Below are 15,757 nucleotides of genomic sequence, written 5' to 3' on the forward strand. Positions count from 1 at the left end.
GGTCGTCGGCTTTATTGGACGACGCCGCAGGCAAGTCTCTCCCCGGCATCGCCGGAAGGCTGGCTACGATAATCATCCGAATTGGCATGCACCATCAATGCGCGGCCGCGAATGCCGTCGGTCTTGCCGTCGAGGGTGACCATGGTGTTGAAGATCTGCGCCCTCAGCACGCCATCCTGTCCGACATATTGATTGGGCATGTCGCCGGGGTGCGGCCCCTTGGCGGCCAGAATGCCATGCTCCGCCTTCTCGGGATTGAAATGGCCGCCCGCCGATTCATGGTGGGTCGCGGCGTCGCAGCGGCCGGTCTCGTGAACATGGAAGGCCACCCATTTGTTCGCCGGCAGTCCCGATATCTCGACCTCGATCAGGACGCCGCCATTGGCGGCAGCCGTCAACTGCGCGCGACCGTCTTCCTTGCCGTCCTTATCGACGAAATTGGCGACCGCCGTCTGCTTCTCCTGGGCGCCTGCCGGAAATGCAACCGCAAGCAAGCTCAGGGCGGCGATGGTGCACATGGCTTTCATGGAGATCTCCTTCCGTCCGGTTGTCCTTTTGAACGTGTCAGCCCGGAAGGTGTTCCTGATCGAAGGGCCTGGAACGAGAAAAGCCGGCCAAACGGCCGGCTTGCAGATCGTCAAGTTGAGATACCGCTCAGGCGACGGCGTTGAAATCGAACTGACCGTAGGTGTTGCGATAGAGAAGGTCCGACTGATCGCCGGTGGACGGCGCGGTCTGCTGGAGCGGATAGGGAACGGCGATGCTGTTGTCCAAGCCGCTGGGACGCGTATCCATCATCAGCGCAACGAGGCTGCCGGAGAATTTCGGCTGCGCATCGCTGGTCTGGTCGTCTTCCAGGAGTTCCTTGATGATACCGGGCTTCTCTTCCGCAGCGCGTTCGCCGCGGCTGAGCACGCCGTCGCCATTGGCATCGAGCCGGGACAGCGTCGCGAGATATGCATATGAAGTGTCTGAAACGGATGTGGTGCGGGTCATACAAACCTCCATTCACCGCCTTTTGCCGGTGGTGTTTGTACGCAATACGAAGGTGAGAAAATCAGGTGTTGAAGTGGTGGTTAAACTGATTTGCGCAGTGCGTCAATAAGTTGTTAACCTCTGCTTAACGATGATTGACAAAACCTAAAGGAGCACCAGCGGAGAGCTTTCGGCTCGGCCCAGGCGGCCGTCCGCGGCCGTATTTCAGAGGTTTTTCACATATAAAACAAATGCATGACCGGATGCACATCTCTGCTGCAATGCAACCGAATATTAATTCAGACCGTACAAAGTGAGAGACGCAAATCACTACCAGACCGCTTATCCTGCAGAAAATCAATTTCTGAGCACCATTGAGGAAGGTTTTCCATGTCCGGCGCGATGAGGCACGTCCATCAAAGGAAGGCGCTTTCCGCCGCTGACGTCACCGCTTCCCGGCAAGATGCACCCACATGAAAGCCGAGACGCTCTTCTGGCAGCAATGCGCGCAGGCCGTCACGGCGGATGGCTCGATCGATGCGCAGCGTCTGATGGATCTCGTGATCGCCACCTATCGCAGCCATGAGAGCGACTATGGAGAAATCGAGAGAAGTGCCGAAACGCTGCTGAGGGAAACCCGGGCGCTAAAAGGCGAGGTTGCCTCGGTCACGCAAGCATTCGAGGAACAGAAGAAGCTCTTCGAAGTCATCCTCGACAACCTGCCGCTCGGCCTCAGCGTCTTCGCCGCCGACCAGCGGCTGAGCTTTTCCAACACCCGCTTTCGTCAACTCTTCGGCCTGAAGCGAGAAGATGTCGATGCCGGCGCAACGATTGCCGATCTCATCGGCAGAATACGCGGCACGGAGAGCGCCGGCGCGAGGCCCGACCAGCGGAGCAGAAAGCATTCCTCCGCGACCGCAAGAAACGACAGCCTTCGCCGGCGTGAATGGCGAATGGACGACGGCCGCATCATCCAGAGCATGGTGACCATCCTTGCCGACGGCAGCAGTATCGCAATCCATGCCGATATTACCGACGATCGAAAGGCAGCCGAGCGCATCTCCTATCTCGCGCACCACGACCCGCTGACCGGCCTTCCGAACCGCATCCATTTCCGCGAGCAGGTCGATGCAGCGCTCGCCGAGCGCGGGCCGGACGAGCAGATCGCGCTCGTGCATCTCAATCTCGACCGGTTCAAATCGATCAACAACACGATGGGCGCCTCGGCCGGCGACAAGATCCTGCAGCAGGTCGCCGATCGTATCCGCGCCTCGGCCGGGGGAAACATCCTCGCGCGGCTCGGCTCGGACGAATTCGCCATTCTCCAGACCGGCAGGCAGCAGCCGTGGAACGTCACGGCGCTTGCCGACCAGATCCGCCGGGAACTTTCCGAACCGTTCCTCCGCGGCGAAAAACAGATGGAACTCAGCGTCTCCATGGGCATCGCGGTCGCCCCTGGGGATGGCGAGGAAACCGATGTCCTGCTGAAACATGCCGGCGTGGCCCTGTCGCATGCCAAGGCGGACGGCCGCAAGCGCGAGCGCTTCTTCACCGACGAGATGGAGGCGCAGATGCAGCTGCGCCACGCGCTGGAGGCCGATCTCAGAGCCGCCATGCAGAAGGACGAATTCGAACTGCATTACCAGCCGCTCTACGATCTTTCGCAGCGGCGCATCTGCGGCTTCGAAGCCCTCATCCGCTGGAACCACCCGACCCGGGGCCGCGTTTCGCCGATGGACTTCATCCCCCTTGCGGAAGAACTCGGCCTCATCGTCGATATCGGCCGCTGGGTTTTGCGCCGGGCCTGCAGCGATGCCGCGCAATGGCCGGAGGACATCAAGGTTGCCGTCAACGTTTCGGCGATCCAATTCAGCGGCACCGACCTGCCGCAGGATGTCAACGAGGCGCTTGCCGCCGCCTTACTGTCGCCATCGCGGCTCGAACTCGAAATCACCGAGAGCGTGCTGATGGAAAACCTCTCCGAGGTACTGCCGATTCTGCATGCACTGAAGGAGCGCGGCATCCGCATCTCGATGGACGATTTCGGCACCGGCTATTCGTCGCTCAGCTACCTCTCGAGTTTCCCCTTCGACAAGATCAAAATCGACAAATCCTTCGTCAACGACATCGCCGACAACAAGGAGGCTCACGCGATCATGCGCGCGATTATCCTGCTCGGCGATGCGCTCGGCATGCGCGTCACCGTCGAGGGTGTCGAAACCTCGGCACAGGTGGCGCTGCTCGAATGCGAGGAATGCGACGAGATCCAGGGCTATTACATCAGTCAGCCGAAACCGGCGCGCGACATTCCTCATCTTCTCTCGCTGCCGCCGAAGACGGCGGCATGAGGCATTATTCCGAAACCGCCTCGATTGCGACTCGCGCGGCAAGCCGGTACTAGAACTTAGGCTCTGCAGATCTCGCTGCGAAACTCGTCTGCCCGCCTGCATCCGGCTTCGGCCGGTCTTCCATCGACAGCACCCGATTTTCTCAACGACAGGTGACGCAATGTTCGTGGCCGAGGCCTTCTCTCCTCATGAAACGCTTGCAGCAGCACTGGTCCCGCATGCGGCCGAAGGCGACGACGGCTCGCACGACCTCGCCCATATCCTGCGCGTCTTCAAAAACGCGATGCGCATCCATGCCGGAGAAGGCGGTGACGGGCGCGTTCTTGCCGCCTCCGTACTTCTGCACGACTGCGTCGCGGTCGAGAAGAATTCACCGCTGAGGGCAAGAGCATCGACGCTGGCGGCGGAGAAGGCATCGGCGATCCTGGCGGAACTCGGCTGGAGCAGCAGGGATGTCGACGCCGTAGCCCATGCCATCACCGCTCACAGCTTCTCTGCCGGCGTGGCACCGCAGACGCTGGAGGCGAAGATCCTGCAGGATGCCGACCGGCTGGACGCGATCGGCATGGTCGGCGCGGCGCGCTGCTTCTATATCGGCGGGCGCTTGGGATCAGGGCTCTACGATCCGTTCGATCCGGCAGCGGCCAACCGCCCGCTCGACGACAAGCGCTATGCCATTGACCACTTCCAGACGAAGCTGTTCAAACTGGCGGAAGGATTTCAGACCGAGACCGGCCGAAGGCTGGCGGCGGCGCGCGACAAGAGCCTGCGCGACTTTCTCTCGGCCTTCATGGATGAAATTTAGCGGACGAAACCCAGGAGAACGGCATGCGTGTCAGCGACCTCTTCATCTACCCGCTCAAAAGCGCCCGCGGCATTGCGCTGCCCGCCGCCGAGATCGACGCCTACGGGCTGCCCGGCGACCGGCGGGCGATGATTACCGATGCGCAGGGTCACTTCATCACCCAGCGCGAACTGCCGGATCTCGCACGCATCGACGTGCGCCCCGAATCGGGCGTCTTCCGGTTACTGATGCAGGGAAAGCAGGACATAGCAGTACAGCCGCCTCAGCCGGAAAGCCGGATGGACGTGACCGTGTGGAAATCGACCGTCAGCGCCGCTGTTGCCGACCCGGAAAGCAACCGCCGGCTTTCCGATTGGCTCGGCCGCGAGGTGCGGCTGGTCTTCTTCGACGGGCAGGCGCGGCGCACGGCAAACGCCGAATGGGCCGGTGAAGGCACGCCCGTCAGCTTTACCGACGGCTACCAGATCCTGGTGACGACGACCGGCTCGCTGAAGGCGCTGAATGCCGATCTCGCCACCCATGGGGAGGGAAGCGTCGGCATGGAACGCTTCCGCCCGAACATCGTCATCGATACGGATGAGGCCTGGCCGGAGGACCGCTGGGCGGCGATCGAGATCGCCGGCATCCGCTTCGATCTCGTCAAACCCTGCTCGCGCTGCATCATGACGACGCAGGACCAGCAGACCGGTTCGCGCGAAGTGGCGAACCCGATGCCTGCCATGGGCCGCATCCGCATGTCGGCCGACCGGCGTGTGCCCGGCCCGCTCTTCGGCTGGAACGTGACGCCGCGCAGCGGCGGCCGGATCTCGATCGGAGACGCCGTCCGCATCCTCGAAGAGAGACCCGAAGGCTGGGCGCTCAAGCGCCGCGCCGCAGCCTGATCGTCAAACGCGGGCGAGCGCTTCGTCAATCCCCGCCATGACATCGGCCGATAGCGGGCCCTTTTCCAGGGCGCCGGCATTTTCCTCGACCTGGGCGACAGTGCGGAAGCCCGGAATGGGAAGGGTGCGCGGCGAGCGCGCCCAAAGCCAGGCAAGCGCCCCTTGCGTCAGCGAGCGGCCGCCCGATGTCAGGAGATCGCGGACGGCATCGAGCCGTACGGCGAATTCCGGGGCCATACGCCCATCCTTGAAATAGACCATCCAGTCGAGGGCGGCACCGCGGACATCCTTGGCGCCGACCGCCTTGTCGGCGGTGAATTTTCCGGTGAGCAGCCCCATGGCCAGCGGACCGCGATTGATGGAGATCAGGTTCTCTCTCTCGATCACCGCGATCATCTCCGGCACCGGCTCGAAGACGTTCATCGTGTGCTGAACCGAGACGTATCCTCGACGGCCGGCATGGCGGACGGCACGATCCAGATAATCGGTGCTCCAGCCGAACGCATCGATCTTGCCTTCGCCGCGCAGCGCTTCCAGCACGTCAAAGACGGCATCCGATTGCTCAGGCGGAAAATCGTTGAGGTGGAACTGCAGGAGGTCGAGGCGGTCGCGCTTCAGACGGCGCAGGGAGGTCTCGACGGAGCGGCGGATGAAGGCTTCATCGGCAAAGGCGCCGATTGCCTGCTTCGTTTCGGGATCGGTGGCGAAGCCGAATTTGGTGGCGACGACGATATCGTCGCGATTGCCGATCGCGCGGCCGAGAACCTCTTCCGAATGACCGGCGCCGTAGTTCGAGGCCGTATCGAAAAAACGGATGCCAAGTTCGATGGCGCGGTCGATGGCGGCGACCGATTCATCGTCGTCGACCTCCCCCCAGCCGAGCGGCGTGTCGCCGGCAAAGAACGGACCGCCGATCGCCCAGCACCCCATGCCGAGGCGCGGAATTTCGCGGCCGTTCCAGAGCGTGATCGTCGTCGATGGTGTGGGCTTGGTCAGCATGACATCCTCCTTGGCTGGCTGCCCTCAAGACATAGGAAGCGCGAATGGGCGGGTAAACCGCCAAATCCGGAGGATGTTTTGCAGCAGTAAAAAACGATGTCAGGCCGAAATGCCGTTCGGACCCGACAGCGTGCTCAAAGCCGGGTTCAGCGCCTTGAGCGCGGCCTGGACGAAGCCATCGCGGGCTGCCCCGGCCTCGATGCCGCGCGGCTCGTAGACATGGCGGTGCAGAAAGAACCCGGTCAACCGGAATGCGGCGGCCAGACTGTCGAAATCGGCCGCGTGGTTGCCTTCGGCGCCGAGGAATGGCGGCAGCAACAGCATCTTGTCCGCCCAGGGCGCGCCGGCGCTGCGGCTGACGGCGCGGCCGGACTTCGGCGAGACATAGACAAGGTCGGAACGGGCGCCGGTGGCGGCGCATTCCGCAAGATCGAGGCCGAAGCCGAGATCGTTCAGCACCGCAAGCTCGAAACGCACGAAAAGCTCGCCGGCATCGGCCGGATTGTGCAGGTGATCGAGGATGACCTCCAGCGCATCGAAGAGATGCGGATGCGGGTCACGCTCCGGCAGCAGCCTGAGCAACGCGCCCATCGCCTGGACGCCGTAGACGGCGGTCGCCGTTTCCATCAGGCGGGCGGCACGCAGCGTCACTGGCTCGACGCGGAATTCGCCGAGATGCTCGTCAAGCCGGGCACGCCAGATGACCTCTACCGCGTTGCCCGGCTGCAGCACCGGCTGCATGGCGCGAGAGCGGCCGGAACGCACCATGCCGAGATGGCGGCCGCGATCACGCGTCATCACCTCGGCGATGACGCTCGTCTCGCCGTGGCGTTTGACGCCCAGAATGATCGCATGGTCTTGCCACTGCATCGAAAGAAGCCTTTACGGATGACGAATCATCCTAATGCAAGGGCCGGCCTATGTCATGAAAGCCTTCAGGCCGCAGCCGGGAAAAGCCTCTGCAGGAATTCCCGCATCGCCTTTTCGTCGAAAGGCTTCACCAGGAGCGGGATATGCTGCAGGTCGGGCGGAAAATCGCGCGGGTCGGAATAGCCGCTGACGAAGCCGAAGGGGATGCCGACATCGAGAAGATGGCGAGCAAATCCGAAGCTCATGCCCTCGCCGAGATTAACGTCGAGGAGAGCGAAGTCATATCTCTGCGCAGCGATGGCGGCCCGCGCCTGTTCCAGACTGCCGACGATATCGATGCTCTGGACACCGGCCAGGCGCAGAATATCTTCCGCCTCCATCGCGATGATCAGACTGTCCTCAAGAACCAGAACACGGATTGCGCTCATGATTCCATGCCCTCGTCGGGCCGCCCCAGCCGTTCCGCCAACATCATTGCCTCCGATGCCCCGCATGGCACGCTATCGGTGAATTCCGCCACCACTTCCTGAATAAAACATTTTCCCGCCCAATCGATAAGAATCAAATCGGAGGGAAGATGATGATCGAGCTTATTTTCCCAACTGCTAATCCGCATTTAAAAAAGACATAACCAAACCGGTTGGCTAAAGCATGTCGCGCAAAAGTGTGCAGCGGTTTTGCGGCGACGACATGCGAGAAAATAAAGATCTAAAGCGAAAAGGAGCGATCTAAAAGACGCGACGCGCCTTAGATGAAGGGGCGTTTATTTTCTCCAAGCCCTTCCCAGCCTGAAATCGCCATCAATTCCTCACCATTCAGCACCTCGCAGCCGCGTTCCTGCCAGCGGAGCAAGCCACGTTCGCTGAGCTTTTTCAATGTCTTGTTGGTATGGACGATGGAAAGACCCAGCGTATCGGCAATGTGCTGCTGAGTGATGGGAATGAACTTGCGGCCGTTGAAGAGATCAAGCTGCCTGCCGCGTTCGTAAAGAAAAGCGATCAGATAGGCAGCTCTTTCCAACGCCGTACGCCGGCCGATGCTCAGCAGATGCTCGTCCAGAATCCGCTCCTCGCGCGCCGCGATCCAGGTGATGTCGAAGGCGAGCGAAGCGTGCTTGTTGTAGAGCGTCATCAGCCTGTCGCGCTCGAACACGCACAGCGAAACGGGGGAAAGCGCCTCGACCGAATGCTGCATCTCACCGGCGATCGTTCCCTGCAGACCGATCAGATCACCCGGCATGATATAGTTCAGGATCTGACGCCGCCCGTCTTCGAGCATCTTGTAGCGGAAGCCCCAGCCGGCGAGCACGGTAAAAAGATGCGCGCTGTGCGCGCCTTCGACGAGGATGGTGGAGCCGGCATCGACGGCAAGCTCACCCCTCTTGAAACGGGCGACGAATTCCAGCTCCTCGTGGCTGAATTCCCTGAAATGCGGCAGGGGCCGCAAGGGACATAGCTCGCAAGGGGTCTTGAAAGAATGGATGCGTCTCGACGTTGCCATACCTGCCCTTGCGGTCACGCAAACCGGCGGTCCGTCATCGGCGCGCCGTCGAGCAAGGAATGCGCGAAGGCCGGATTCGTTCCGGAACGACGCCGATTTTTTCCAAGGAAACAAGGGTCTGGCGTCTATCCCGGGAAATCCTTGTCACCCCTATTTCGGGAAGTCGAGGCCCATTTCGCGGAACCGCTCGGGATCATCACCCCAATTTTCGCGGACCTTGACGAACAGGAAGAGATGGACGGGCTGCTCGAGGATCTCCGACAGCTCCTTTCGGGAGGCCGTCGAGATCGCCTTGATGGTTTCGCCGCCCTTGCCGAGCGCGATCTTCTTCTGGCTGTCGCGCTCGACATAGATCACCTGTTCGATGCGGACCGAGCCGTCCTTGCGCTCTTCCCACTTCTCCGTTTCGACGTGTGAGGAATAGGGAAGCTCCTGGTGCAGGCGCAGAAACAGCTTTTCGCGGGTGATCTCGGCTGCGAGCTGGCGCATCGGCAGATCGGAGATCTGGTCTTCCGGATAGTACCAGGGGCCTTCCGGAAGCGTGCTCGCCAGATAATCCATGACGTCCTCGCAGCCGGAGCCGTTTTCGGCGGAGATCATGAAGGTGCGGTCGAAGGCGATCTTCTCGTTGGCGGCGGCGGCCAGCGCCAGCAGATCCTCGCGGTTGACGCGGTCGATCTTGTTGAGCACCAGGATCTTCGGCTGCCGGACTTCCTTGAGACCCTCGAGGATGGCTTCGGCATCGCCGCGCAGGCCGCGCTCACTGTCGATCAGAAGCATGATCAGATCGGCATCCTTGGCGCCACCCCAGGCCGAGGTGACCATGGCGCGATCGAGCCGGCGGCGCGGCTTGAAGATACCAGGCGTATCCATGAAGACGATCTGGGCATTATCGTGGATTGCGATGCCGCGGACGATCGCGCGCGTCGTCTGCACCTTGTGGCTGACGATCGAGACCTTGGCGCCGACAAGGCGATTGACCAGCGTCGACTTGCCGGCATTGGTCGGCCCGATCAAGGCGACGAAGCCCGAATGCGTCGGGCCACTGGCTTCTACGGCAGCTTCGGCCGCGATATCTTCTTCTTGTGTCATTGTCCCGTCAGTTTCCGGCAGGCGATTCCTGCCAAATGCCTTCGCGCTCGAGCATCTTCGTCGCCGCCACCTGTTCGGCGGCGCGCTTCGACCGCTCTACGCCGGTTTCCGGCTTTATGCCAGCAACTTCCACCGTCACCTTGAAGCGCGGATCATGATCCGGCCCGCTGCGTTCATCAACCCGGTAGATGGGTGTGACGCCGAATTTTGCGTGCGACCATTCCTGCAGCTCGGTCTTGGCGTCGCGCTTGGCGCCATCGGCCCTGGCCGCCCTGCCCTGCCAGTAGCGCAGGATGAAGCGGCGGGCGACTTCGAGGCCGCCATCGAGATAGATCGCCGCGATCAGGCTTTCCACGACATCGGCGCGCACGTTCATCATGCGCTTCCCGGTCAACTTCTTCACGTCAGCACCGGTGCGGATATAGAGGTGAAGATTGAGTTCGTCGGCGACCGCAGCACAGGTTTCGGCACTGACGAGTTGGTTGAGGCGAACCGAGAGCTCGCCTTCCCCTGCCGTGCCGAACGTGCGGAACAGCAACTCGGCGATGCAGAGCCCGAGGACCCTGTCGCCGAGGAATTCCAGACGTTCGTAATTGCCGCCCTTCTCCGTGCGGGCGCTGGCATGGGTCAGCGCTCGATCCAGGCGTTCCTTCTCGGCGAAATCATGACCGATCAGGGCTTCAAGCTTTGCGCGGTCGGCCGCAGAAAGCGTCTGCGCCTTACTCATTCAACGACCTTGAAGAGGCGGTCCCAACGCATATTCGTCGGCCACTTCCAGATTTCGCGGAAAGAAGTGTCGTTGCCGAGCGAGAAGAAGATGACGCTCGCACGGCCGACGAGGTTTTCCGCAGGCACGAAGCCGACGTCGAAGCGGCTGTCGAGCGAGTTGTCGCGGTTGTCGCCCATCATGAAGTAATGGCCTTCCGGCACGATGAACTCGCGGGTGTTATCGCCGCGCGACACCGGGGACTGGTCGAGCGTATCGTATGTCTTGCCGTCGTCGAGCGTTTCGCGGAAGACCGGCACATCCTCACCCGGGTCAAGCTTGTAATCCGAGGTGAAGCTGCCGTCCGGCACCTTCGGAACCGGCTTGCCGTTAACGTAGAGAACGCCTTCCTTCACCTGAATGCGATCGCCAGGCAGGCCGATGCAGCGCTTGATGTAATCGATGTCGGGATTCGGCGGGAAGCGGAAAACGACGATATCGCCGCGCTTCGGATCGGAGCCGAAAACACGGCCGCTGAAGAGATCCGGCGAGAACGGCAGCGAATATTTCGAATAGCCGTAGGCGAATTTGTTGACGAAGATGTAATCGCCGACCAGCAGTGTCGGCATCATCGAACCGGACGGGATGGTAAAGGGCTGAAACAGCACAGTTCGGATCACCATCGCCAAAATCAGCGCCTGGATGATGACTTTGATATTTTCCCAGAGGGCGTTCGGCTTGGCTTCGACTTTTTCGGACACGCAGTCTTATTCCTTCAAGACGCCGCGAGGCGCAATTCTTCTGTCGTTCTCATAGAGCATGATGCCGAAAAGTGTCATCGGTTTTCGGACGACATCATGCTCTAATTCTTAATCAAGAACAGGATTCAGATTTCAGGCCGGCCCGGCTTGAAATCATCCTGTTCTAGCGGCTTCGGCCGGTTGCGGCAATGGTGACAACACCAAAAGCGACGAGACGCCGCGTCAAAGGCTCTCGGGCAACGCCTCGATGATCACGAAGGCCTGCGCCAAGGGATAATCATCCGTTATTGTCAAATGAATGGCGGGTCTATGGCCCGCGGGCAGCATCGCCTCCAGGAGCACCGCGGCAGCGCCGGTCAACTGCATGGTCGGCTTGCCGCTCGGCAGGTTGACGACGCCCATGTCCTTCCAGAAGACGCCCTGCGCTATGCCGGTGCCGAGCGCCTTGGAACAGGCCTCCTTGGCGGCGAAACGCTTGGCATAGGATGCGGCGCGGTTTGCGCGCCGGTCGGAACGCGCGCGCTCAATCTCGGTGAAGCAGCGATGTGTGAAGCGCTCGCCGAAGCGCTCGATGGATTTCTCGACCCGGCGGATGTCGATCAAATCGCTGCCAATGCCGATGATCATGCCGAAACCTTCCGTCGCTCAAGAATTCTGTGGCGGCTTCACACGCTCGGCATGTCGCCGGCCGGACCGGCAAGACGCAGGCGCGCCCGCTCCATCAACCGTGTGCGGCGGCGCGTCTGAAAACCCTTGACGGTGTAGAACGTCAGCGCATAGAGCGCAACTGAGGTCACTGCCGCCGGCGGGATGGCGCCGATCAGCATCGGCTCCAGCACCGGCTTCCACAGCTCGGTAAAATTCAGCTTGTGAAAGAGAGCGGCGAGATCCACCGCCTGGCCGGCCAGATGATCTTCGCGGCTGAGCAGCAGATGGCCGATTTCCCAGGTGATGCCCCAGATGAACGGATAGGTCAGCGGATTACCGAAGGCCGCGCAGCCAAGGGCGGCGGCCACCATATTGCCGGAGAGGAAATAGGTGATGACGAAGGCCATGATGAAATGCACGCCGACGAAAGGCGTCCACGAGACGAAGACACCGGCGGCGACGCCGGCCGCAACCGCATGCGGCGAAGCACTCAAGCGCAGGATGCGCATTGTCAGATAACGGATCGGGCGAAGGAAACCTTTGCGCGGCCACAGAAGCTCCCGCACCCTTTCCTTGAATCCCGCAGGCTGGCGACGGCGAAACAACATGGCCGGTATTTACTGCAGCGCACGCGACCATGACAAGAGCGGCAAATGGTACCGCCCGGAAAACAGGCCGCCACTTCTCTCCGTATCGAGAAGCTTCTTCACGAGGGGCGTTCGTTATGCATAACGTCCCTCACCTCAACTCAAGTATAAAGCCTGGTATCAGCGATTGCGGAACAGACCGCGATCGACCTGGCGCTGACGAAACTCGAGATCGATACGATCGAGCGAGCCGTTGAGATAGGCCATTTCACGTTCCTGCGTGGTGGGAGCGCGAAAGGCGCGAGCGATTTTCTTGATAGGATCAAACATTACCTTGTCTCATCTTCTGTTTGCGTTTCGATGAGCAGAAGATAGGCCCGACAAAGGTTAATTACCACCGCCGCAAGCTGGCAACAGCCATGCGTTCATTGCATTGCTAGCCTTTTTCATGCGCTCCACGGATCAGGAATCGATCATAAAATGTGCAATTTTTGGATCAAGGACGTAGCTGGATTAACAAAGGCTTACTCGTAGAGCCGCCGGACCGTGGCAATGCAATCCAGTTCCTTCATCTGGGCGAGCAACTGGTTGAGCTGACGCAGATCCCAGACCTCGACTTCGAGCATCATCTCGGTGAAATCGGCCGCCACCCGCACCGTGTTCAGCAGGCGGATATTGACGTCGAGGCCGGCAACCGTCTGAGCGACCTTGGCGAGCGTGCCGGGCTCATTCAACCCGTTCACCATGATGCGGGCCATGAAGCGCGACTTGTTGGCCTCGTCGAGATCCCAGCGCACATCGATCCAGCGGTCGGGCTGATCGTCGAAGCGCTGCAGGCTCGGCGACTGGATCGGATAGATGGTGATGCCCTTGCCCTGGTCCATGATGCCGACGATGCGATCGCCGGGCACGGCGCCGGTCGGCGCGAACTTGACGTCGACATTGCCGGACAGGCCGCGGATCGGCCCGATGGCAGCATCGGCATCGATATCCGCATGGCCGCCTTCGACACCGGCCTTGGCCTTGCCGGGGATCTTGAAGATCATGCCGGCCGCACTTCGCACGTTGAACCAGCCGTCGTCGCCGGAGGGTTTGACGGTGACGCGCTCGTCCTGATGGTCGGGATAGACCGCCCGCAGCACGTCGAGCGAGGACATCTCGCCGCGTCCGACAGCGGCAATCGCATCCTCGACATCCTTCTGGCCGAGACGGTGCAGCGCCGGCCTCATCGCCTCGCGAGAGAAGATCTTACCCGCCCTGTCGAAGGTGCGCTCCAGAATGCGGTGGCCGAGGCCGGCATATTGCTTGCGGATCGCCATGCGTGTGGCGCGACGGATGGCAGCGCGGGCCTTGCCCGTCACGACGATTTCCTCCCAGGCGGCGGGCGGAACCTGCACGCCGGAGCGGATGATCTCGACTTCATCACCATTTGCAAGCCGCGTCACCAACGGCATGATGCGGCCGTTGATCTTGGCGCCGACCGTGGTGTCGCCGATATTGGTGTGAACGGCATAGGCGAAGTCGATCGGGGTAGCGCCGCGCGGCAGGGCGATCAGCTTGCCCTTGGGCGTGAAGCAGAAGACCTGATCCTGGAAGAGTTCGAGCTTGGTGTGCTCGAGGAATTCTTCCGGGCTGTCGCCCTCGGCGAGCGCCTCGATCGTGTGGCGCAACCAGGAATAGGCATTGGATTCGCGCGAAAGAATGTCGCCATCGGCATTGGTGGCGCCGTCCTTGTAGAGCGTGTGGGCGGCGATGCCGAATTCGGCGATCTCGTGCATGCGCTTGGTGCGGATCTGCAGTTCGATGCGCTGGCTGGAAGGACCGACGATGGTCGTGTGCAACGAGCGGTAATCGTTCTGCTTCGGCGTCGAGATATAATCCTTGAAGCGGCCGGGCACGACACGCCAGCGCGTGTGCACGATACCGAGCGCACGATAGCAGGAAGGAATGTCCTCGACGATGAGGCGGAAGCCGTAGACATCGGAAAGCTGCTCGAAGGACAGCGACTTCGACTGCATCTTGCGAAAGACGGAATAGGGCTTTTTCTGCCGGCCCTTGACATAGGCGCTCGTCAGGCCGCTTGCGACGAGCAGGTCGCGCAGTTCCGCCTCGATCTTCTTGACGATGCCCTCATTGCGCTTCGAAAGCTCCTCCAGCCGCTTGGTGACGGTGTCGTAAGCCTCCGGGTTCATATGGCGGAAGGAGAGCTCTTCCAGCTCTTCACGCATGTCCTGCATACCCATGCGGCCGGCGAGCGGCGCATAGATTTCCATCGTCTCCTCGGAAATGCGGGCGCGCTTGTCGGCCGACATGTGATCGAGGGTGCGCATATTGTGCAGGCGATCGGCGAGCTTGACGAGCAGCACGCGCACATCGTCGGAAATGGCAAGCAGCAGCTTGCGCAGGTTTTCCGCCTGCTTGGCCTTCTTGGTGACGAGATCGAGCTTCTTGATCTTCGTCAGCCCCTCGACCAGGCGGCCGATATCCTCGCCGAAAAGTTCGTCGATCTCGGCCCGCGTCGCGGTCGTATCCTCGATCGTATCGTGCAGCAGGGCAACCGCGATCGTCGACTCGTCGAGATGCATGTCGGTCAGGATGGCAGCGACCTCGAGCGGATGGGAGATATAGGGATCGCCGCTCGCGCGCTTTTGCTGGCCATGTTTCTGCATGGCGTAAACGTAGGCTTTGTTCAGCAGCGCTTCATTGGCATCGGGCTTGTATTGCTGAACCCGCTCCACGAGCTCGTACTGCCGCATCATTCCAAAGCCACTCCGATAAAAATAAAAGCGCGCCAATCAACGATTGGCGCACACATGGGCAATAATATGCCTAAGCAATAAAGGCGCAAGATTGACGATTGGTAATCGTCGTTCGTTTTCGCGCTTAGTAGTCGTCGCTCTTTTCCGGCGGCACGAGGCCTTCGATGCCGGCCAGGAGCTCTTCTTCCGACATCTGGTCGAAAGTAATCGTTTCCGGCAGATCGTCCTGCTCTTCGCTGTCGGCTGCGGCTGCACCGCCGGCGGCGATCATGCTTGCCGGATCGGGCTCGGGCTCGTCGACTTCGACGTGCTTCTGCAGCGAATGGATCAGGTCTTCCTTGAGGTCATCGGGCGAAAGCGTCTCGTCGGCGATTTCGCGCAGGGCCACGACAGGGTTCTTGTCGTTGTCGCGATCGATGGTGATCGAGGCGCCCTGGGAAATCAGCCGGGCGCGGTGGCTCGCGAGCAGAACCAGCTCGAAGCGGTTCTCCACCTTGTCAATGCAATCTTCAACTGTGACACGGGCCATTGCCTGTCCTTTACGGTCGTCATTTCGGGATTAGCACGCCCGATACAATTAAAACCGGGCAAATACAAGTTTTTCATTCCGGCTCCCTCGTCTTTATCCGTGGCTGAGCTAAATTTCCATGGAGAATGTCACAATTCCACCGGAGGTTGCTTGGAATATGACGAATCGTGCCCTAAATCTCTCTTATATGAACACTTAGTAAAGTAAGGATCAAATCAAAAAACACAATAAGCCATTGTATTTATTGAAATTTGATACCCTGCGAATTTCGATTTCTCTCAATTGGAATTGGTAAGC

At 60.7% G+C, this 15,757-nt stretch carries 16 protein-coding genes and 1 pseudogene; 3 read left to right on the forward strand and 14 right to left on the reverse strand.

What is annotated here, in order from left to right; all coding sequences use genetic code 11:
* Positions 1 to 11: 11 nt before the first annotated feature.
* Both CO670_RS07690 and CO670_RS07695 read right to left on the reverse strand, forming a co-directional pair.
* Complete coding sequence (locus CO670_RS07690) at positions 12 to 527, reverse strand: superoxide dismutase family protein (protein WP_097589695.1); 516 nt, start codon at positions 525 to 527, stop codon at positions 12 to 14.
* A gap of 127 nt (positions 528 to 654) precedes the next feature.
* Positions 655 to 996, reverse strand: coding sequence for a hypothetical protein (locus CO670_RS07695; RefSeq protein WP_097589696.1), 342 nt, complete (start codon positions 994 to 996; stop codon positions 655 to 657).
* A gap of 452 nt (positions 997 to 1,448) precedes the next feature.
* Between CO670_RS07695 and CO670_RS07700 the strand changes: the two genes are divergently transcribed.
* The 3 genes from CO670_RS07700 (at position 1,449) to CO670_RS07710 (ending at position 5,009) form a co-directional block, all read left to right on the forward strand.
* A complete protein-coding gene (locus tag CO670_RS07700; protein ID WP_097589697.1) occupies positions 1,449 to 3,323 on the forward strand; it encodes an EAL domain-containing protein in 1,875 nt (624 codons plus the stop codon).
* A gap of 160 nt (positions 3,324 to 3,483) precedes the next feature.
* A complete protein-coding gene (locus CO670_RS07705; protein WP_097589698.1) occupies positions 3,484 to 4,128 on the forward strand; it encodes an HD domain-containing protein in 645 nt (214 codons plus the stop codon).
* Between the two features lie 23 nt (positions 4,129 to 4,151).
* Positions 4,152 to 5,009: an MOSC domain-containing protein gene (locus CO670_RS07710; protein WP_097589699.1), complete on the forward strand. Its 858-nt coding sequence runs from the start codon at positions 4,152 to 4,154 to the stop codon at positions 5,007 to 5,009.
* Positions 5,010 to 5,012: 3 nt separating this feature from the next.
* Here CO670_RS07710 and CO670_RS07715 read toward each other — a convergent pair whose 3' ends face one another.
* The 12 genes and pseudogenes from CO670_RS07715 to rpoZ all read right to left on the reverse strand — a co-directional run bounded on the left by CO670_RS07715 (position 5,013) and on the right by rpoZ (position 15,460).
* Positions 5,013 to 6,008, reverse strand: coding sequence for an aldo/keto reductase (locus CO670_RS07715; protein ID WP_097589700.1), 996 nt, complete (start codon positions 6,006 to 6,008; stop codon positions 5,013 to 5,015).
* A 99-nt stretch (positions 6,009 to 6,107) separates the two neighbouring features.
* On the reverse strand, positions 6,108 to 6,878 hold the full coding sequence (gene recO / locus CO670_RS07720) for a DNA repair protein RecO (protein WP_097589701.1): 771 nt from the start codon (positions 6,876 to 6,878) through the stop codon (positions 6,108 to 6,110).
* Between the two features lie 65 nt (positions 6,879 to 6,943).
* Positions 6,944 to 7,401: pseudogene (locus CO670_RS07725) on the reverse strand (hypothetical protein).
* 224 nt (positions 7,402 to 7,625) lie between these two features.
* Complete coding sequence (locus CO670_RS07730) at positions 7,626 to 8,378, reverse strand: Crp/Fnr family transcriptional regulator (protein WP_097589702.1); 753 nt, start codon at positions 8,376 to 8,378, stop codon at positions 7,626 to 7,628.
* Positions 8,379 to 8,528: 150 nt separating this feature from the next.
* On the reverse strand, positions 8,529 to 9,470 hold the full coding sequence (era, locus tag CO670_RS07735; RefSeq protein ID WP_088676312.1) for a GTPase Era: 942 nt from the start codon (positions 9,468 to 9,470) through the stop codon (positions 8,529 to 8,531).
* A gap of 7 nt (positions 9,471 to 9,477) precedes the next feature.
* Complete coding sequence (rnc, locus tag CO670_RS07740; RefSeq protein ID WP_097589703.1) at positions 9,478 to 10,197, reverse strand: ribonuclease III; 720 nt, start codon at positions 10,195 to 10,197, stop codon at positions 9,478 to 9,480.
* Positions 10,194 to 10,937, reverse strand: a complete 744-nt coding sequence (gene lepB, locus CO670_RS07745; RefSeq protein WP_097589704.1) for a signal peptidase I — start codon at positions 10,935 to 10,937, stop codon at positions 10,194 to 10,196. The genes rnc and lepB overlap by 4 nt, the downstream gene beginning before the upstream one ends.
* Before the next feature lie 222 nt (positions 10,938 to 11,159).
* Positions 11,160 to 11,564, reverse strand: coding sequence for a holo-ACP synthase (gene acpS, locus CO670_RS07750; protein ID WP_097589705.1), 405 nt, complete (start codon positions 11,562 to 11,564; stop codon positions 11,160 to 11,162).
* Positions 11,565 to 11,602: 38 nt separating this feature from the next.
* The gene (locus tag CO670_RS07755; protein WP_097589706.1) at positions 11,603 to 12,193 is read right to left on the reverse strand and encodes a DUF2062 domain-containing protein; all 591 of its coding nucleotides are present in this window, start codon (positions 12,191 to 12,193) and stop codon (positions 11,603 to 11,605) included.
* Positions 12,194 to 12,352: 159 nt separating this feature from the next.
* Positions 12,353 to 12,502, reverse strand: a complete 150-nt coding sequence (locus tag CO670_RS07760) for a DUF3563 family protein (protein ID WP_088676307.1) — start codon at positions 12,500 to 12,502, stop codon at positions 12,353 to 12,355.
* Between the two features lie 194 nt (positions 12,503 to 12,696).
* Positions 12,697 to 14,931, reverse strand: a complete 2,235-nt coding sequence (locus CO670_RS07765) for a bifunctional (p)ppGpp synthetase/guanosine-3',5'-bis(diphosphate) 3'-pyrophosphohydrolase (RefSeq protein ID WP_097589707.1) — start codon at positions 14,929 to 14,931, stop codon at positions 12,697 to 12,699.
* Positions 14,932 to 15,055: 124 nt separating this feature from the next.
* Positions 15,056 to 15,460, reverse strand: a complete 405-nt coding sequence (gene rpoZ / locus CO670_RS07770) for a DNA-directed RNA polymerase subunit omega (RefSeq protein WP_011424719.1) — start codon at positions 15,458 to 15,460, stop codon at positions 15,056 to 15,058.
* Positions 15,461 to 15,757: the final 297 nt, after the last annotated feature.

The organism is Rhizobium sp. J15, from assembly GCF_002531825.1.
Lineage (GTDB): Bacteria > Pseudomonadota > Alphaproteobacteria > Rhizobiales > Rhizobiaceae > Rhizobium.